We start from the raw sequence: 18621 nt of genomic DNA on the forward strand, positions 1-18621 counted from the left end.
GTCCATCGTCGCGCGGGTCGAACCTGGCGCCGCCGCGGGAGTCTGCCGTCCTGTCAGCCAAGCTCATGGAGAAGCAGCGTATGAAGACCCGATACAGCGCCGAGGCACCGGCGCGCGACGAACTGGACCGGCTCGCCGGTCCGACGCTGGTGGAGTTCGGTACCGACTGGTGCGGCCATTGCCAGGCCGCCCAGCCGCTGCTGGCGGAAGTATTCAGCGACTATCCGGAGGTCGGCCACCTGAAGGTCGAGGACGGTCCCGGGCGCCGCCTGGGGCGCTCGTTCCAGGTCAAGCTGTGGCCGACGTTCGTCTTTCTTCGCGACGGCCGGGAGGTGGCGCGGGTGGTCCGCCCCGGCAGCGCCAGCGTGCTGGAAGAAGCGTTCGAGAGCCTGGTCGGCGAGGGCTGAGGACCCGGCCCGCGGGCCGGGCGGCGTTCAGGCCGGCATCGCGTGATCCACCTGTTCGCGGATCTCCTGGTAGCGCAGTTCCATCAGCTTGCGCTGCTCGCGCCGGGCCAGGGCCTGGGCGTAGCGGCGTTTCTCGATCGCGGTCTCCGGTTCCAGCGGACGCACCGCCACCGGCCGGCGCTGGTCGTCCATCGCCACCATGGTGAAGAAGCAACTGTTGGTATGGCGCACGGTACGCTCGTGGATGTTCTCGGTCATCACCTTCACCCCGACCTCCATCGAAGTGCGCCCGGTGTAGTTCACCGAGGCGAGGAAGGTCACCAGTTCGCCGACATGGATCGGCTCGCGGAAGATCACCTGATCCACCGACAGGGTCACCACGTAGCGTCCGGCGTAGCGCTTGGCGCAGGCAAAGGCCACTTCGTCGAGGAGCTTGAGCAGCGCGCCGCCGTGGACGTTGCCGGAGAAGTTCGCCTTGTCGGGGGTCATGAGCACGCTCATGGTCAGTTGGTAGCTGCCAGGTTCCATCGTTCACCTATCACGCAAGTTGGTCACGGGCCATTGCAGTGGGCCGGCGGCCGCTCTGCGGCGGCCTCTGGCGATAGGGTAGGGAGAAACGCCGGCGCGATTAGCACCGCAGTCGACAATGGTGTTTTCCGCGAAACGGGCTTGCGGCGCCGCTCCGTATGCGCCAAGGGCTAGTCGCGGGAGCCGCCGCGTCCTTCCCGGCTGGCATCCATCCAGCGCAGCACTTCTTCGCCGAACTCCGGTGGCGCGATACGCCCCACCCGGCGTACCAGGTCGAGGATGGTCTGCTGGGCCAGCGCTTCTTCCATGCGCTTCTGCGCGGTGAGCATCACCGCGTGGATCGAGCAGGTGTTGCGGGTCGCCCAGGAAGGCGGGTTGCCTTCGAAGATCGCGCAGCGCTCGCGGACCTCGCGGCATTCGAAGATCGATTTGTCGCCGTCGATGGCGCGGACCACGTCGAGCACGCTGATTTCGTTGGCCGGCCGTGCCAGGCGGAAGCCACCGCGCACGCCTTCGGTGGCAGCCACCAGGCCGGCCTTGGCCAGGCGGGTGAAGACCTTGGCCAGCAGTTCCGGCGGCACGCCCTGCAACTCGGCGAGGGTGCGTACGCTGGACTCGCGGCTGTCGCCTTTCTCGTCGGCGAGGAACAACAGGCAGTGGATGCCGTATTCGACGCCGGCGCTATAGAGAGCCATCACTAACTCCGACAGAAATATTCGCAATATTCTGCGCGGTTTTCAGGCCGCTCACAAGGACAGGTCGTTCGCTGTCTTCCGCCTCGAAGCGCTCTATCTCCGATCCTTTTCGTATGTTTTCGACGTCTTTTCCTCTCTTTCACGGCGAGGGGCGATTGCCTGTCGGAACGCTTTTCGGGGATTGATCTTCTTAACTACGACAAATATAGTCGTAGTTACGGAGAGGCTTTTCTCCGGATATCCCGTCCTTTCCCTCCAGGAGCCCCCAATGAAACAACGTATCCTGATCGTCGGTGCCGGATTCGCCGGCATGTGGAGCGCGCTGAGCGCAGTGCGCCAGCTCGACCGCCAGGGCCGCGACGACGTCGAGGTCGCGGTGCTCGCGCCGCAGCCCGAGCTGCGCATCCGCCCGCGTTTCTACGAGCCTGACGTGCAGCGCATGGCGGCGCCGCTGGGCGAATTGTTCGCCGCGGTCGGCGTGCGTTTCGTGCAGGGCAGCGCGCAGCGCATCGACGTGGCCGGCAAGCGAGTGGAGTACCGCGATGCCGAGGGCACGCTGGCGCAGCTGGACTACGACCGCCTGGTGCTGGCGGCCGGCAGCGGCGTGTGGCGTCCGGCGAGTGTCGCCGGCATCGACGCGGCCTTCGATGTCGACCAGTTGGAAGACGCCCTGCGCCTGGAGGCACACCTGCATGCCCTGCGCGACTTGCCGGATTCGCCGGCACGCAACACCGTGGTGGTCGCCGGCGGCGGCTTCACCGGCATCGAGACCGCCACCGAGATGCCGGCGCGCCTGCGGGCGATCCTCGGCGAGAAAGCGGCGCTGCGAGTGATCGTGGTCGACCGCGGCGCCGCCATCGGCGCATCGATGGGCGCGGACCTGAGCGGCTTGATCGCCGAGGCCTCGGCGGAACTGGGCGTGGAGTGGTGCCTGGGGCGTTCGGTGGCGGCGGTGGATGCCGAGGGCGTGACGCTCGACGACGGCCAGCGGATCGAGGCGAAGACCGTGGTCTGGACCGTGGGCGTGCGGGCCAGCACCCTGACCGGGCAGATTCCGGGCGAGCGCGATGCCCAGGGTCGCCTGCATGTCGACCGCAACCTCAAGGTGCTCGGTCTCGACGATGTCTACGCCACCGGCGACGTGGCCCGCGCGGCTACCGACGACCTCGGCAACCATGCCCTGATGACCTGCCAGCACGCCATCGCCCTGGGTCGCTCGGCCGGCAATAACGTGGCCGCCGACCTGCTCGGCGTCGAGCCGATTCCCTACAGCCAGGTGAAATACGTGACCTGTCTCGACCTCGGCGGCTGGGGCGCGGTGTTCACCGAGGGCTGGGACCGCCAGGTACGGTTCGTGCGCGAGGAGGGCAAGAAGATCAAGACCGAGATCAATGGCGTGTGGATCTACCCGCCGGCGGCGGACCGCGCCGTGGCGCTGGCGGCGGCCGACCCGCTGATTCCGGTGGTGGCGTAGGGCGATTTTCCCTCACCCCAACCCTCTCCCGCAGGCGGGAGAGGATGCCGTGCAGCGTAGAGGGATGCAGCGGCGCGCGGATGCCTGGCTTCCGGTAGGGCGAATAACCGCGAAGCGGTTATCCGCCGTTGCCTCGGTTCTCTTGGGAGCGTGCGTCTTCAGCGCTGGCGTTCCACCGCCGGACGGGCGAGCAGAAGGCGCAACGAGGCCCCCAGCGTTTCGCCATGACCCAGGCCGTCGAGCGGCTGGAAGTCCAGCGTGAGCCCGGCAACCCGGCGCAGGTCATCTACCAGCCGCGCCATCGCCTGGCCCGGCTCGGCTTTCAGCGAGCCGCGCGGGCTGGCCGGTTCGGCGCTGCCGCGCCAGAGCAGGAGTTCCGCGCGCTTTCCGCGCAGGCGCTGTTCGAGCCCCGCTCGTTCGCCGAGGATCGCCCCGTCGCGCCACCACAGCGACGGGCTGGCCGCGGCGTAGCGGGCGAACTCGCCGGGACGGGTGAACAGTGCGTGGAGCACCAGCAAGCCGCCGTAGGAGTGTCCCCAGAGGGTTTGTCGCGCAGTGTCCAGGGGCGCCTGCGCCGCCACGGCCGGGCGCATGCCGTCGCGCAGCAGGTCGAGGAAGGCGTCGGCGCCACCACTGGGCAGGCCGTTGAGCGGGTCGCGCTGATCGGCCTGGCCGGGACTCGCGGGGGTGTAGTCGAAGGTACGCCCGGCGCGGTCGATGCGCAGCGGCGTGCGGTAGCCGATGGCGACCAGCAGCGGTGCGTCGCCGTCGGCCAGGCGTCTCAGGGTTGACTCGTCGAGGGCGCCGACGGCGGCGTTGCCGTCGAGCATCCAGACCACCGGGTAGCCGGCGGCGGGCGGTGCCTGCAGCGGTCGGCCGAGCCACAGCCGGTAATGCCGCTGGCCATCGACGGAATCCAGGTCCACGGCGCTGAAGCGATAGGGCAGGTCCTGGCGTTGCAGCAGGCTGCGGTCCATGGTCGCCTCGGGGTCCGGTTGCGCCAGCGGCGCGCCGCCGGGCAGGGCCGCCGCCAGGGCGAGGCCCAGGGCGGCGACGAGCAGGGAGGTTCTCATCAGGCTTTCTCGTTATGGCTCAGAACGACGCGGTCAGGCTGGTATAGAAGGTCCGTCCGGGCTCGTTGTAGGTCGCCGCGCCGGCCCCGTCGATGCCGACCACGCCCTGGGCATTGCCGGCGCGGAACAGGCGCTTGTCGAACAGGTTGTCGACGCCGGCGCCGAGGCTCAGGTTCTTGCTCAACCGATAGGTGCCGCCGAGGCCGGCGATGGCGTAGGGCGAGAGCTGGTCGTTGGCGCTGCCGGTGACACGGTCGCCGTGATAGTCGTATTTCTTCGGCTTCTGCTTGCCGTACCAGGTGACCGTGGCTTGCAGCGAGAGGTCGTCGGTGGCCTGCCAGTCGAGCATCGAGTTGAGGGTGTAGCGCGGCGTCACCGAGAGCACGTCGCCGGTTTCCTTGTTCTTCGATTGCAGCATGTAGGTGAAGTTGTTGCTCCACTTCAGGCCGTCGGCCAGGGGCAGGGTCAGGGTGCCTTCGAGGCCCTCGACCACCGCCTTGGGCACGTTCTCCCACTGGTAGATCGCCGCGTTGGCGTAGTCGCCCTTGCCGCCGCTGGCGTGGTCGACCGGTGACAGGCCGGATTCGATCTTGTTCTTGTAGTCGTTGCGGAAGTAGGTCAGCCCCGCTACCAGGCCGTCGTGGCTGTACTCGATGCCCAGTTCCTTGTTCACGCTGGTCTCGGCCTTGAGGCCGTCGTTGCCGCGCAGGTAGCAACTGGTGCTTTGCCCGTAGCAACCCTGGCCACGGCTGTAGAGCAGGTAGTCGGGGTTCAGCTGGTACAGGTTGGGGGCCTTGTAGGCGCGGGCGATACCGGCCTTCAGGGTGACCCGCTCGGTGAGCGCGTGGGACAGGTTCAGCGATGGGCTCCAGTTGTCGCCGACGATGTCGTGGTGGTCCCAGCGCAGGCCTGGGGTGAGCATGGTGCCGGGCATCAGCTCGATGTTGTCCTCGGCGAACAGCGAGAAGATCCGCGCCGAGGAACTGCTGCTGCGGTTCTTTCCGGCGAGACCGGGGATCGAGCCGCCTTCTTCGGTGTTCTGGGTGTTGGAGCTGGGGTCGTCGAGCTTCTGCTCGGTCCACTCGCTGCCGAGGGTCAGGGTCTGCTCGTAGCCCAGGTGCAGCGGCAGGTTGACCTCGCCGTGGGCGGTCAGGTCGCGCAGGGTGGCGGTGTAGAAGCCGGCGTTGTTGGGGTCGAAGATGCCTTCGGTGCCGCCGGCCAGGCCTTCGTTGATCCGGCTGTTGCGGGTCTTCTCGTACTGCAGGTAGGCCAGCGAGCTGCCGAAGTCCCATTCGCCGCGATGGGTGACCGAGTAGGTCTCGCGGTACATGCGGTTGGTCTCGTGGCCGAGCATCTGCTTCACGTAGTTGTTGCTGTTGGTGTTCTGCGTGTCGCCGGTGTAGATGTTGCCCTGGCGGCTGAAGCCGGCCTCGAACTCGAGGGTCTGCTCGGGCGTCAGGCGCCAGCTGAGCAGCCCGTCGATGTCCTTGTTGCGCACGCCTTCGCGACCGGCGGGGAGGGTGCCGGCCTGCTTGCCGGTGCGGTTGGATTCGTGGCCGGCGTTGATGTCCCAGTCGTCCGAGTCGGTCTTGGCGATGTTGCCGTAGACGCGGTAGCTGAGGTTTTCCGTGAGCGGCCCGTTGAGACCGAAGCTCATCCGTTCGCTGGCGCCTTCGGCCTTGTGTTGCGGGAAATTGCTGTAGACGCTGAGATTACCGTGGGTTTCCGCGCCGGCCTGCTTGGTGATGATGTTCACCACGCCGCCCGCCGCGCCGTTGCCGTAGCGCGCCGCCGCCGGGCCGCGGATCACTTCGATGCGCTCGACCTGGTCGGCCGGCACCCAGTTGGTGTCGCCGCGGCTGTCGCGCTCGCCGCGCCAGCCGTAGCGCACCGAGTTGCGCGAGCTGACCGGCTTGCCGTCGACCAGGATCAGGGTGTTCTCCGGGCCCATGCCGCGGATGTCGATCTGCCGGTTGTTGCCACGCTGGCCGCTGGAGCTGTTGCCGGTCAGGTTGACCCCCGGCATGGTCCGGATGATCTGCGACAGGTCGTTGCTCGGCGGTCGCTTGGCGATGTCCTCGGCGGTGATGATGGAAACCCCCGGCGCCTGCTTGGTTTCCTCCTGGGCGGTGGCGACCACGGTCTGCTCGCCCAGCTCGATGACGGAGCCGTCGCCCTGGCCGGCGGCGTGTACGGCGTTGGCGAGCAGGCAACTGGACAGCAGCAGGAAGGGAACGGCGGGAAGGGCGCGTGAGGACATCGGTGATCTCCGGGCAATGCAGCGAAATGCAAGAGATCACAAATGATATTTATTGTTATTTGAGAGTAAAGCGCATTAACTTTCTAAACACTTCGCCCTCAGGCGGCCGCCGGCAGCCACAGGTGCAGGCACAATCCGGGCTTGCCGTTGCTGGCCCAGAGCCGGCCGCCCTGTAGCTCGATGGCGCGCCGGGCGATCGCCAGGCCGAGGCCGAAACCTTCGCCGGCGCTATCGTCCAGGCGCTGGTAGGGGAGGAAGATGCGTTCCAACTGGTCTTCCGCCACGCCAGGGCCCTGGTCCTGCAGGCGCAGGTGCCAGAAGTCGCCCTCGCGCTCGCCGTCGAGGCTGACCGTGCCGTCCTCGGGCGAGTGACGGATGGCGTTGCGCAGGAGGTTTTCCATGGCCTGGGCCAGGCTGTCCAGGTGTACCTCGACGCGACAGTCGACGCCCAAGCGGCAGGGTAGCCGCGCCGGGTCCCAGCCGCTTTCGAAACAGGCGTCATCGCGCAGCGCTTCCCACACCGACAGCGCCAGCACCGGCTCGGTGGGCAGTTGCGGGCGCTCGGTGTCCATCCAGGCGAGGTCGAGGGTGTCTTCCAGCAGTCGTTGCATGTCGCCGATTTCGCGATCCAGGCGCTGGCGCAACTGTTCCGGCGGTAGCTCGCTGTCGTGGGCGATGCGCAGGCGCGCCAGCGGCGTGCGCAGTTCGTGGGACAGGGTGCGCAGCAGCAGGCGCTGCTGGGCGAGACTCAGGCGCAGGCGCTCGGCCATGTGCTCCAGGGCCTGGGCCAGCTCGCCCAGTTCGTCGCGGCGGGCCGCCAGCGGTGCGGCGAGGGGAGTGCTTTCCAGTTCGTCGGCGCGCAGGGCGTCGGCGCGATCGCGCAAGCGGTTCAGCGGCACCACCAGGTGGCGATAGAGCAGCAGGCCGAGCAGGGCGGCCAGCAGGGTCGGGACTATGCCGTGGGTGACCAGGTGGGTCCAGGGGGTCAGCCCGCCGGGCAGCAGGCGCTCCGGTAACTGGATTACCAGCCGGCCCTGCTCGGGATGTCCGGGGAACTCGATGCTGACGTACGGCAGTTCGTCCTGCAGGCGCCGGCTCATCGGCCAGTCGAGCTTGCGCATGAAGGTCAGGTGGCTCGACTCCTCGGCGCTTAGCGGCGTGCTGCCGAGGCTTTCCAGGTGCGGTCCGACCAGCGCCACCCAGGTATCTTCCTTCGCCGACAGTTCCTTGCGGAAGCGTTCGGCGCCCGCGGCACCCTCGCTGTGCCAGGCATCCTCCGCCTGCCGCGCGTAGTCCGCCAGGTAGCTGCGGTCGGCCGGGGCGAGGAAGTAGGTGCTGCGCTCCACCGACAGGCCCCAGGTGTAGATCAGCCAGGTCAGCAGCAGGCAGAAGCCGACCTGCAGCAGCGCCAGTTTCCATAACAGCGGGTGCCTGCGCATTAGGGGTGTTCCGTCTCCACCAGTAGGTAGCCCTGGCCGCGTACCGCCTGGATCTGCAGGTGACGGACGGCGACCGCGGCGAGTTTGCGCCGCAGGTTGCAGACGTGCACGTCGAGACCGCGGTCGAGGCGCGTGTAGCTGCGGTGCAGCACGCTCCGGTAGAGGAACGGCTTGCTCAGCGCCTCGCCAGCGTGTTCGCGGAGCGTCGCCAGGAGGCGGTACTCGGATGGCGTCAGCCCCGCCGGAAGGCCCTGGTGGAGCACATCCTGGGCCTGGTCGTCGAACACCAGCCGGGTATCCCGCCGCTGCGCTGACGGCAGGCGGTCCAGTCGTACGCGGCGCAGCAGGGCGTCGGTGCGGGCATCCAGCTCGGCCAGGCTGAACGGCTTCGGCAGGTAGTCGTCGGCGCCGCGGGTGAAGCCGCTGATGCGATCCTGTTCGGCGCCCAGGGCCGACATCAGCATCACCGGCGTGGCCTGCTCGCGGCGCAGCGACTCCAGCAGGGCCAGGCCGTCGAGGCCGGGTAGCATGATGTCCAGCAACACCAGGTCGAACGCTTCGCGCCCGGCGGCTTCCAGTCCGTGCGAGCCATCGCCGCAGACGGTTACGCGGAAGCCGCGCCGGCGGAAATGCGCGTCGAGATCCTCGCGTAGGCGCGGGTCGTCTTCGACCAGCAGCAGGCGGGGAGATGGAATTGAAATATGAGAATGATTCACGTTCGTGAATATCTCATTTTTGCCGGGTATCGGGCAATGGGCCAATGCGCCGCAGCGTGCTCGGAGCGGAAATACTTTTCGACAAAGCCGTCGTTGCTTCGGCTTTGGTTCTGGCTTAGGGTCGGCGGGTCCGCAGGAGGCGGGCAGGAGTGTCGTGGCTATTGGCCAGCCTTTCGCGACGGCACTGGGTTGTACGATCATCTGGCGCGCTGCTGGCGCGTTGTTCGGGCCGCCCGCCGCAGGTGACTATCAAGGAAGATTCCTCATGCTGTTCTCCCAACACACCCGCCTGGTACACGTGGACTCCCCGCTGGGACCCGAGGTCCTGCAACTGCAACGGCTGGAGGGTCGCGAAGAGCTGGGCCGGCTGTTCAGCCACGAGCTCGAACTGGTCTCGAGCAATCCCGCCTTGCCTCTGGATGCCCTGTTGGGCAAGCCGATGAGCCTCGCGCTGGAACTCCCCGGCGGCAGCCGGCGGTATTTCCACGGCATCGTCGCGCGCTGTAGCCAGGGCGCCGGCGCCGGCCAGTTCGCCAGCTACCAGGTCACCCTGCGGCCCTGGCTGTGGCTGCTGACGCGCACCTCCGACTGCCGCATCTTCCAGAACCAGAAGGTCCCGGACATCATCAAGCAGGTGTTCCGCGACCTTGGCTTCTCCGACTTCGAGGACGCCCTGAGCCGCTCCTACCGCGAGTGGGAATACTGTGTGCAATACCGCGAGACCAGCTTCGATTTCGTCAGCCGGCTGATGGAGCAGGAAGGCATCTACTACTGGTTCCGCCACGAAAAGAAGCGCCACATCCTGGTGCTCTCCGATGCCTACGGCGCGCACCACAGCCCGGCCGGCTACACCAGCGTGCCCTATTACCCGCCGAGCCTCGGCCATCGCGAGCGCGACCACTTCTTCGACTGGCACATGGCGCGCGAGGTCCAGCCCGGCTCGCTGAGCCTCAACGACTACGACTTCCAGCGTCCCGGCACCCGCCTGGAAGTGCGCTCCAATGTCGGGCGCGCCCATGCCGCGGCCGACTACCCGCTCTACGACTACCCTGGCGAGTATGTGCAGAGTCAGGACGGCGAACACTATGCACGGACCCGCATCGAGGCGATCCAGACCCAGTACGAGCGAGTTCGCCTGCGGGGATGCGCCAGGGGTATCGGGGCGGGCCATCTGTTCCACCTGAGCAACTACCCGCGCCTGGACCAGAACCGCGAATACCTGGTGGTTGGCGCCGAGTACCGGGTAGTCCAGGAACTCTACGAGACCGGTAATGGCGGGGGCGGCGCGCAGTTCGAGAGCGAGCTGGACTGTATCGACGCCGGCCAGGCTTTCCGCCCCTTGCCGTCGACCCCGGTGCCGGTGGTGCGCGGCCCGCAGACCGCGGTGGTGGTCGGGCCCAAGGGCGAGGAGATCTGGACCGACCAGTATGGCCGGGTCAAGGTGCATTTCCACTGGGACCGCCACGACCAGTCCAACGAGAACAGCTCCTGCTGGATGCGCGTCTCGCAGGCCTGGGCCGGGAAGAACTGGGGCTCGATCCAGATCCCGCGGATCGGCCAGGAAGTGATCGTCAGCTTCCTCGAAGGCGACCCGGACCGGCCGATCATCACCGGGCGGGTCTACAACGCCGAGCAGACGGTGCCCTACGAGCTGCCGGCGAACGCTACCCAGAGCGGCACCAAGAGCCGTTCGAGCAAGGGCGGCACGCCGGCCAACTTCAACGAGATCCGCATGGAGGACAAGAAGGGCGCCGAGCAGTTGTTCATCCATGCCGAGAGGAACCAGGACATCGAGGTCGAGAACGACGAGACCCACTGGGTCGGCCACGACCGGACCAAGACCATCGACCACGACGAGACGGTGCATGTGAAGCACGATCGCACCGAGACCGTGGACAACAACGAGACCATCACCGTGCATGCCAACCGCAGCAAGACGGTCGACCGCAACGAGACGGTCAGGATCGGCATGAACAAGACGGAAACCATCCTCATGGCCTCGTTGCAGAACGTCGGCATGGGGCGCATGGAAAACGTCGGGCTCGGCTACAGCCTGAACGTCGGCATGATGATGAACACCGTGGTCGGGCTGAACCAGAGCACCCAGGTGATGAAGAAGAAGACCTTGTCGGTGGGCGATAGCTACGAAGTGAGCGTGGGCGGCAGCGACGATGGCTCTAAGATCACCCTGGACGGTCAGAGCATCACCCTCGGCAGCCAGCGCATCGAGCTGACCGCCGACCGCGAGATCCTCTTGCGCTGCGGCCAGAGCACGATCCGCCTGACGCCGGGGGAGATCGAGATCCTCTCGCCCAATGTCGATATCAACTGTTGAGCGGCGGGCGGATGTCCTGTCGCGGCTTTTCCCAAGGAAGGATGGATAGATGAGCGGCCTACCGGTTTCCCATGTCGGCGAGAAAGTCTCGGGAGGGGTTATCTCCACCGGCTCGCCCACCGTGCACGTCGGCAGCAGCGCGGTCGGCCTGGCCGACCGGGTGTCCGCCTGCGTGCCGTTGGTGGGCAAGCCGGTCAACCCGATGCTCGGCAGCAAGCTGCTGCCGGAAGAGGTCGATTTCGCCCTGGCGGCGCCGGACACCTTCACCTTCGCCCGTGGCTACCTGTCGAGCAACCCCCGTATCGGCCGGCTCGGCCGGGGCTGGTGGCTGCCGGGCGAGAGCATGCACCTGGAACTGAGCGAAGACGCCTGCGTGCTGGTCGACGCCCAGGGCCGCCGGATCGGCTTTCCTGCGCTGGCTCCCGGCGCCCAGCATTATTCCGGCAGCGAGGAGCTGTGGCTGCGCCGCGGCGGTTCGAGCGGCGGCGAAGCGCAGGCCTGGCGCGGGCGCTGGGCGGCGGTGCCGGCCGAACTGCAGACGCAGGAGGGCTCCGTGCTGGTGCTGTCCGGCCACAGCTACCTGCATTTCCAGCGTTGCCCCGACGGTATCTGGCGCCTGCAGGCCAGCTTCGGCCGCGCCGGCTACCGCACCGAGTTCCGCTGGAGCGGACGTGGCCTGCTCACCGGCGTGCGCGACAGCGCCGGGCGCAGCTATGCGCTGGTCTACCAGCAAGCCTGCGAGCCGAGCGAGGGCGACGACGGCCTGCGTCTGTTCGGCGTGATCCTGGCCAGCCACGACGGACCGCCTCCGGACTACATCGATCCGCAGAGCCCGGGGCTCGACTGGCTGGTGCGCTACCAGTTCAGCGACAGCGGCGATCTGATCGCCGTGCGCGACCGTCTTGGCCAGGTGGTCCGGGTATTCGCCTGGCGCGAGCACATGCTGGTCGCCCACGGCGAACCGGGCGGGCTGGAGGTTCGCTACGAGTGGGATGTCCATGCTCCGCACGGGCGGGTCGTGAAGCAGATCGAGGCGGGCGGCCTGACCCGTACCTTCCGCTACCTGCGCGATGCCACCGAGGTCAGCGACAGCCTCGGCCGCGTCGAACGCTACGAGTTCGCCGGCGAGGGCGGGCAGCGGCGCTGGACCGCGCTGGTCAGGGCCGACGGCAGCCGTAGCGAGTTCGACTACGACCTGTTCGGCCGCCTGGTCGCCATGCGCGATCCGCTGGGACGGGAGACGCGGCGCCGGCGCGATGGCCAGGGGCGGATGCTCGAGGAGGAGTCGCCGGGCAAGGCGCGCTATCGCAAGCGCGTCGACGAAGAGACCGGGCTGCTGGTCGAGCTGGAGGACGCGATGCAGCGCCGCTGGACCTTCGAGCGCGACGAACGGGGCAATGCGACGACGGTGCGCGGCCCGGCCGGCAGCACCCGCTACGCCTACGAAGACCCGCGCCTGCCCGACCGGCCGACGCGAATCGTCGACCCGCGCGGCGGCGAGCGGCGCCTGGAGTGGAACCGCTTCGGCCTGTTGGCCGCGTTGACCGATTGTTCCGGCCAGGTCTGGCGTTACGACTACGACAACGAAGGACGTTTGGTCGCCAGCAGCGACCCGCTGGGACAACTGACCCGGCGCCGCTACGACCCGCTGGGGCAACTGATCGGCCTGGAATTGGCCGACGGCAGCGCCCTGAGCTATGAATACGACGCCCTTGGGCGGCAGACCCGTATCGCCGATGCCGAGGGGCACGCCACGCTGTTTTCCTGGGGGCACGGCGATCTGCTGGTGCGGGTTTCCGACGCCGGCGGCGGCGAATTGTCCTACCTGCACGACGAAGCCGGCAGGCTGGTCGCCCTGACCAACGAGAACGGCGTCCAGGCGCAGTTCCGCTACGACCTGCTGGACCGTCTGGTGGAAGAGACCGGCTTCGACGGTCGTCGCCAACGCTATCGCTACAACGCCGCTGACGAACTGATCGCCCGCGAGGATGCCGACGGTCGCGAGACCACCTATGCCTACGACCGCGACGGCCGCCTGGCGAGCATCCGGGTTCCCGCCACCGAGCACGCACCGGCCCTGGTCGAGCGTTACCGCTGGTTGGCCGACGGCCGCCTGGCCAGCGCCGGCGGGGCGGATTGCGAGGTGCGCTACACGTACGACGAGGTCGGTAACCTGCGCCTGGAAAGCCAGGTACATGCCGACGGTTGGGTCTACAGCGTCGAGCACAGCCACGACGCGCTAGGCGTGCGCCAGACCAGCCGCTACGGCGACGCGCCGCCGGTCGCCTGGCTGACCTATGGCCCGGGTCATCTGCACGGCGCGCTGGTCGGTGCGGTCGAGCTGGCCTTCGAGCGCGATGCCCTGCACCGTGAGGTGCGTCGCGACGCCCGCCGCGACGGGCAGGATGACGCGTTGTTCACCCAGGAGCGCCAGCACGCGCCGCTGGGACGCCTGCAGCGCAGCCGCCTGCGTCTGGCCGGCGGTTTCGACTGGCAGCGCGGCTATCGCTACGACGGACTTGGACAACTGGTCGGCATCGACGACAACCAGTATCCGTCGGTGCGCTACGAATACGACCTCGGCGGTCGCCTGCTGGCCAGCCGGCGCGCTGGCGCGGCGGCCAGCACCTACCGCTACGATGCCGCCGGCAACCGCCTGGAGGGCGTCGGCGAGTACGCGCGCGAGGACGCTCGCCAGGCATTCGCCGAGAACGAACTGTACCGCTCCGGTTTCAGTCGCTCCGAGACGCGCGCGAGCCAGGCCGGCGAAGGCCCGGCGCGCTGGGCCGGCAACCGCGTGGAGAGGATCGCCGGCAACCGCTATCGCTTCGATGCGCTGGGCAACCTGGTCGAGCGTATCGGCGCCGACGGCGAGCGCCTGCGCCTGGCCTACGACGGCGCGCAGCGCCTGGTCCATCTGACGCGCGATTACGCCGACGGTACGCGGCTGGAGGCGCGCTACCGCTACGACGCGCTGTCGCGACGGATCGCCAAGGTGGTGCTGCGCGACGGTGTCGAGCAGCAGGTGCGCTTCGGTTGGGACGGCGATCGCCAATGCGCCGAAGCCTTTGCGCGGGAACTGCGCACCACCGTTCACGAACCGGGCGGTTTCGTCCCGTTGCTGCGCCTGGAGCAGGCCTGCGAGCCCGATCCCCCGGAGCTGCTGCAACTGCGCCAGGCGTTCGCCGCCGAAGGCCAGCCGCTGCCGGCGCAATGCGTGCCGGCGCTGGGCGAGGCGCGGATCGCTTTCTTCCACACCGATCACCTCGGTACCCCCCTGCAGCTGAGCGACGAACGTGGCCAACTGCGTTGGCAGGGCGTTCCGGACGACTGGCGGGCGGTAGCGCCGGAACGACAGCCGGGTGCGCAGCCGATCCGCTTCCAGGGGCAGTACCACGATGAGGAAAGCGGCCTCTACTACAACCGCTACCGTTACTACCTGCCGGAAGCCGGGCGCTATGCCAGCCAGGACCCGCTCGGCCTGGGCGGTGGCCCCAACCCCTATGCCTACGCGCTGAACGCGCCCACGCTGGCCTACGATCCCACCGGCCTGATCATCCCGCTGGTGGTGATCGGCGCCTTCGCCGCCCGCGCCGCGATCGGAGCGGCGCTGGGCGCCGGCATCGAGCTGGGGATGCAGACCGGCAAGCAGGTGCTGGGGCAGATGAAGGACAATTGGGACAGCGATCGCGACCTCACCGATATCAAGTGGAAGTGCATCGACATCAACTGGAAACACGTCGGCGCCTCGGCGGCCATCGGCACCGTGGCGCCGGGCATGCTCAGCACCGGCAAGACCGTGGTGCAGTCCGCCAAGGCGATCAGGACCCTTTCCGGACAGGCGGCCAACACCGCCAACCGCGCGGCCAAGCTGGCCGCGCGCAAGGCCGCCCATGCCGATACCATCAAGAAGGCCGTGGCCACCCAGGCCGCCTGGCAGACGGGCAAGCAGATCGTCAAATGCCCGCTGAAGGACGAAGAAGAGGAGTGCCCGCCGCAATGATCAAGCATTACCTGCTGATGACCCTCGTCTGCATACCGCTGGCGTTGCTCTATGTCTGCCTGGAATGGTTCTTCGGCAACACCTGGGTGACCGTCGGGGTGTTCTTCGGCGTGCTCGTCGTGCTGCGCCTCGGGCTCTACCTCTACCGCCGCTCGAAGGGCATCAGGGACGGCTACCTGGACGAGTGAGGCCGACCCGGCATCGCGGAGCATCGACCCATGCAGGGCCTCTTCGTCAATGGCTCCGCCAGTCTTCCGCCGCCGATGCTGTCGCGCAGGCGCTGCTGGCGGCGTTCGCCTGGTAACCTGGCGACCTGCCTGTCTTCTTTGCCAAGGTCCGAGGAGCCGACCATGCACGACCTGCCTACCTACGACGATGTGATCGCCGCCGCCGCGCGGATCGCCGGGCATGCCAACCGCACGCCGGTGATGTCCTCGCGTACCCTCGACGAAGAACTCGGCGCGGAAGTCTTCTTCAAATGCGAAAACCTGCAGCGCATGGGAGCGTTCAAGTTCCGCGGCGCCTTCAACGCGCTGTCGCGGTTTTCCGCCGAGCAGCGTGCCGCCGGGGTGGTGGCGTTCTCCTCCGGCAACCACGCCCAGGCCATCGCCCTCTCGGCGCGCTTGCTGGGGATCCCGGCGACCATCGTGATGCCGGCCGACGCGCCGGCGGTGAAGATCGAGGCGACCCGTGGCTACGGCGGGCAGGTAGTGCTCTATGACCGCTATACGGAAGATCGCGAGCAGATCGGCCGCGACCTGGCGCAGCGCCATGGCCTGACCCTGATCCCGCCCTACGATCACCCCGACGTGCTGGCCGGGCAGGGCACCGCGGCCAAGGAACTGTTCGAAGAAGTCGGTTCGCTGGACGCCTTCTTCGCGCCCCTCGGCGGCGGCGGCTTGCTCTCCGGCTGCGCCCTGGCGATCCGCGCGCTGGCGCCGGCCTGCCGGATCTACGGGGTGGAGCCGGAGGCCGGCAACGATGGCCAGCGTTCGCTGCGCAGCGGCGCCATCGTGCATATCGATACGCCGCAGACCCTCGCCGATGGCGCCCAGACCCAGCATTTGGGCAATCTCACCTTCCCGCTGATCCAGCGCAACGTCGATGACATCCTCACCGCCAGCGACGCCGAACTGGTGGATGGCATGCGCTTCCTCGCCGCGCGGATGAAGCTGCTGGTCGAGCCCACCGGTTGCCTCGGCCTGGCCGCCGCCCGCCAGCGCAAGGACGAATTGCGCGGCAAGCGGGTCGGGATCCTGCTCAGCGGCGGTAACGTCGACCTGGCGCGTTTCTGCGCCTTGCTCGGCGGCTAGCCGGCCGCTAGAGGCCGAGTCCTTCGCTGGCTGCCCAGCGCGCCATCAGGCGGTTCGACGGCAGGCTTTCGTCGAGCAGCTTGCGCGCGCTTTCCACCCCCGCGACCGGCAGGCCCTGCGGGTCGAGCAGGCCGATCTGCACCAGCACGCCGGCCTGGTCCCAATAGATGTGCTCGTGGTAAAGGCGGTCGCCGCGAAAGCGCACCACGCCGAGCATGGGGATTTCCACGAAGCGCCCGGTGGGTGGGACGCCGGGCAGCAGCCAGTCGATCTCGCAGCTGTGGGTGAAGCGCATGACGAACTCGTCGACCACCTGCAGCGCCCCCACCGTCCGCGAAATCGGCGTGAGGGTCATGTCCGGCGGGTTGCCGTGGATGAAGTGATGGCGGTAGAAGCGGCTCAGTTCGCGCTGGCCGACGCCGCCGGTGAGGGTCGGGACATGGTTGACGTAGGGCTCGGCGACCATGGTCGCCATGGTCGCGGCGACGTCGCGGGTATCGAACTCGTGGCGCACATGCTCGTCCCACAGCGCGGAGAGGTCGAAGTTCGGCCCGATCTCCCGCTTCAGGGCGGCGATGCTGCGTTCGTGAGCCATCAGGTAGGCCGGTTTGTCGAAGTGCATGCCGCCGACGCGGGCGAAGGCGTGATCGACGCCGGGGTAGAGGTACAACTCGGTCTTGGGCAGGTTGCGCAGGCAGGGCAGGATCGCGTCGCGGGCCTGCTGCGGGCAGTAGGCGTCCTGTTCGGCGAAATGCAGCACCAGCCGGCCCTTGATCTGTTTCGCCTCGTCGAGCAGCGCCTCGATGCCCATGCCGTAGTAGCCCACCGAGCAGGAGACGTCGGTGCGCGTCGCGGCGAGGTAGGCCAGCTTGCCGCCCATGCAGAAGCCGACGAAGCCGATCCCGGCGTGGACCACCTCCTCGCGTTGGCGCAGGTGCTCGATACAGGCGGCGATGTCGTCCACCGCGGCGTCCAGATCGATGCGCTGGAACAGCTCGATGGCCTTGGCGAAGGCCGCTTCGTCGTAGCCCAGGTCGACGCCCGGCTGCAGCCGCCAGAACAGGTCGGGGACCAGGGCCACGTAGCCCTCTTCGGCGTACAGGTCGGCCACCGCGCGCATGTTCGCGTTGACGCCGAAGATTTCCTGACCGATCACCACGCCCGGCCCCTTGCCGCTGGCGGGGAGCGCGAGATACGCGTCGAACCGGCCGCTGCCGTCGGACGCTGCGATGCTGACGTACTGTCCCATGCCTGGATTCCTCATCGGGTTGTTGTTGGAGTGGGAAAACGGGAAAGCGAAGCGAACCAGCCTAGTAGGAACCGGTCGGCGGGTCATTGGCTATCCGCATGCTGGCGGGAGGGTATCCGGATTGTCCGAGAGCGAGGGGCGGGAGGCGGCGCGCTCCTCGGCGAGCCGCTCGCGGATACCGCTCAGGCCCGCTGGCGCTGCCAGGGCGGGCCAGCGGCGAACCGCGCTTCCACCCATTGGCGGAACGCGCTGGCCGCCGCCGTGGCGTAGCGCGCCGAGGGGCGCACCAGGTAGACGCCGGCGTCGGCGTCCAGTTGCCACTCCGGCAGCACCCATACCAGCCTGCCGGCTTCGAGGTCGCGGCTCATCAGCCATTCGCCGGCGGCGAAGATACCCAGGCCCTGGCGTGCGGCGCAGAGCAGGGCCTCGTTGTCGTTGCTGACCATTGAGCCGCGTACCCGCACGGGCTGCTGTTCGTCCTGGCGGGTCAGCTTCCACTCCGGGTACGAGTGCAGTCCGCTGAAGCCGAGGCAATTGTGTGCCGCCAGGTCGGCCGGGATACGCGGTACCCCATGCCGCTTCAGGTAGTCGGGAGCGGCGCCGAGGATGCGCCGATGGGCGCACAGCCGCCTGGCCACCAGGCGGCTGTCGGCCAGTTCGCCGACCCTGATCGCGAGGTCGAAGCCTTCCGCGATGATGTCGACGAAGCGCTCCGAATAGTCGGTTTCCAGCACCACCTGCGGATGCGCCAGGGCGAACTCCGCCAGCAGCGGACCGAGCCAGAGCCGGCCCATCGCCGACGGCAGGGCGATGCGCAGGCGTCCGCGCAGTTGCGCGGCGCCCAGGCTGGCTTCGTGCTCGGCCTCGTCGAGCAGGTCGACGGCCTGGCGGAAGCGGCTCGCCAGGCGCTCGCCTTCATCGGTGAAGCGCAGTTGCCGGGTGGTGCGTTCGACCAGGCGGATGCCGAGGCGACGCTCCAGTGCGCCGAGCCGCTTCGAGAGCACCGAGGGATGGCGTTGCAGCGCGCGGCCGGCGGCGGCGAACGAACCGTGCTCGGCCAGGGCCAGGAGCGTGGCGACTTCATCGGCCTGCCGGCTGTCGAACGGTTGCATGCATGCGCCTCTTGCGA

The 18621-nt window shown here is 68.1% G+C and carries 14 protein-coding genes; 6 read left to right on the plus strand and 8 right to left on the minus strand.

Annotation, left to right across the window (positions count from 1 at the left end; translation table 11 throughout):
- The first annotated feature begins 80 nt into the window (after positions 1 to 80).
- Positions 81 to 407 carry a thioredoxin family protein gene (locus JHD77_RS03705; RefSeq protein ID WP_003101499.1) on the plus strand — a complete coding sequence of 109 codons (327 nt, stop codon included), beginning with the start codon at positions 81 to 83 and terminating at the stop codon, positions 405 to 407.
- A gap of 27 nt (positions 408 to 434) precedes the next feature.
- Here the strand turns inward: JHD77_RS03705 and JHD77_RS03710 are convergent, their stop codons facing one another.
- Complete coding sequence (locus JHD77_RS03710; RefSeq protein WP_003090555.1) at positions 435 to 935, minus strand: acyl-CoA thioesterase; 501 nt, start codon at positions 933 to 935, stop codon at positions 435 to 437.
- 170 nt (positions 936 to 1105) lie between these two features.
- The gene (locus tag JHD77_RS03715) at positions 1106 to 1630 is read right to left on the minus strand and encodes an RrF2 family transcriptional regulator (protein ID WP_003090553.1); all 525 of its coding nucleotides are present in this window, start codon (positions 1628 to 1630) and stop codon (positions 1106 to 1108) included.
- 268 nt (positions 1631 to 1898) lie between these two features.
- On the opposite strand from JHD77_RS03715, the gene JHD77_RS03720 reads away from it, so the two are divergent.
- Positions 1899 to 3104 carry an NAD(P)/FAD-dependent oxidoreductase gene (locus JHD77_RS03720; RefSeq protein WP_003101497.1) on the plus strand — a complete coding sequence of 402 codons (1206 nt, stop codon included), beginning with the start codon at positions 1899 to 1901 and terminating at the stop codon, positions 3102 to 3104.
- A 158-nt stretch (positions 3105 to 3262) separates the two neighbouring features.
- Here the strand turns inward: JHD77_RS03720 and pfeE are convergent, their stop codons facing one another.
- The 4 genes from pfeE to JHD77_RS03740 all read right to left on the minus strand — a co-directional run bounded on the left by pfeE (position 3263) and on the right by JHD77_RS03740 (position 8592).
- Positions 3263 to 4177 carry a ferric enterobactin esterase PfeE gene (gene pfeE / locus JHD77_RS03725; RefSeq protein WP_003090549.1) on the minus strand — a complete coding sequence of 305 codons (915 nt, stop codon included), beginning with the start codon at positions 4175 to 4177 and terminating at the stop codon, positions 3263 to 3265.
- A gap of 19 nt (positions 4178 to 4196) precedes the next feature.
- The gene (pfeA, locus tag JHD77_RS03730; protein ID WP_003090548.1) at positions 4197 to 6437 is read right to left on the minus strand and encodes a siderophore enterobactin receptor PfeA; all 2241 of its coding nucleotides are present in this window, start codon (positions 6435 to 6437) and stop codon (positions 4197 to 4199) included.
- Positions 6438 to 6535: 98 nt separating this feature from the next.
- A complete protein-coding gene (pfeS, locus tag JHD77_RS03735) occupies positions 6536 to 7876 on the minus strand; it encodes a two-component system sensor histidine kinase PfeS (RefSeq protein WP_003101495.1) in 1341 nt (446 codons plus the stop codon).
- Positions 7876 to 8592, minus strand: coding sequence for a response regulator transcription factor (locus tag JHD77_RS03740; RefSeq protein ID WP_003101494.1), 717 nt, complete (start codon positions 8590 to 8592; stop codon positions 7876 to 7878). The genes pfeS and JHD77_RS03740 overlap by 1 nt, the downstream gene beginning before the upstream one ends.
- Before the next feature lie 265 nt (positions 8593 to 8857).
- On the opposite strand from JHD77_RS03740, the gene tssI reads away from it, so the two are divergent.
- The 4 genes from tssI (at position 8858) to JHD77_RS03760 (ending at position 16243) form a co-directional block, all read left to right on the plus strand.
- Positions 8858 to 10927, plus strand: a complete 2070-nt coding sequence (gene tssI / locus JHD77_RS03745) for a type VI secretion system tip protein TssI/VgrG (protein WP_003158481.1) — start codon at positions 8858 to 8860, stop codon at positions 10925 to 10927.
- Positions 10928 to 10976: 49 nt separating this feature from the next.
- Positions 10977 to 14930 (plus strand): type VI secretion system effector Tse5, encoded by a 3954-nt coding sequence (tse5, locus tag JHD77_RS03750; RefSeq protein WP_003158482.1) that lies wholly within the window; start codon positions 10977 to 10979, stop codon positions 14928 to 14930.
- Entirely contained in the window at positions 14927 to 15118 is a 192-nt protein-coding gene (locus tag JHD77_RS03755; RefSeq protein WP_003090543.1) for a hypothetical protein, read from the plus strand. The genes tse5 and JHD77_RS03755 overlap by 4 nt, the downstream gene beginning before the upstream one ends.
- A 162-nt stretch (positions 15119 to 15280) precedes the next feature.
- Positions 15281 to 16243 (plus strand): threo-3-hydroxy-L-aspartate ammonia-lyase, encoded by a 963-nt coding sequence (locus JHD77_RS03760; RefSeq protein ID WP_003116704.1) that lies wholly within the window; start codon positions 15281 to 15283, stop codon positions 16241 to 16243.
- 7 nt (positions 16244 to 16250) lie between these two features.
- Here the strand turns inward: JHD77_RS03760 and JHD77_RS03765 are convergent, their stop codons facing one another.
- Entirely contained in the window at positions 16251 to 17492 is a 1242-nt protein-coding gene (locus JHD77_RS03765; protein WP_003113399.1) for a dienelactone hydrolase family protein, read from the minus strand.
- 182 nt (positions 17493 to 17674) lie between these two features.
- A complete protein-coding gene (locus JHD77_RS03770; RefSeq protein ID WP_003097737.1) occupies positions 17675 to 18604 on the minus strand; it encodes a LysR family transcriptional regulator in 930 nt (309 codons plus the stop codon).
- Positions 18605 to 18621: the final 17 nt, after the last annotated feature.

Origin of the sequence: Pseudomonas sp. P20 (genome assembly GCF_016463925.1) — a bacterium.
Lineage (GTDB): Bacteria > Pseudomonadota > Gammaproteobacteria > Pseudomonadales > Pseudomonadaceae > Pseudomonas > Pseudomonas aeruginosa.